This window comes from Candidatus Melainabacteria bacterium RIFOXYA2_FULL_32_9 (assembly GCA_001784615.1).
Lineage (GTDB): Bacteria > Cyanobacteriota > Vampirovibrionia > Gastranaerophilales > UBA9579 > UBA9579.
The window spans coordinates 1-290 of sequence record MFRQ01000118.1 but is presented as its reverse complement, the minus strand read 5'-3'; the positions used below and the strand labels follow the sequence as shown (position 1 = coordinate 290).

The following is a 290-nucleotide window of genomic DNA, read 5'->3' as shown; positions in this document are numbered from 1 at the left end:
CAGTCGGGATTTCCGCGGATATTTCACTGGGGATATCAACTATTTGGCTTGTGGTTTTTCCTGTCAAAGCCTCGCCGCCAAATGAGTAAATAAAATATGATTCTGCCTTTCCTGTAGCGCATTGGCTTGTTGCATCAGCATGAACAGTGACACGGAACCTTTCTTTTTCAGGAAGATATTCAAATGTAGGCAGTTGTGTTAACACGTCTGTTAGCAAAGGTACTTGCGGTCTGACGTTTATAATCAAGTTAGAACTTTCAGTAAACGCATTAGATCCTGTTGTCAATTCT

General features: G+C 41.4%; 1 pseudogene. It reads right to left on the bottom strand.

What is annotated here, in order from left to right:
* Window positions 1–290, bottom strand: a pseudogene (locus A2255_00380) (hypothetical protein).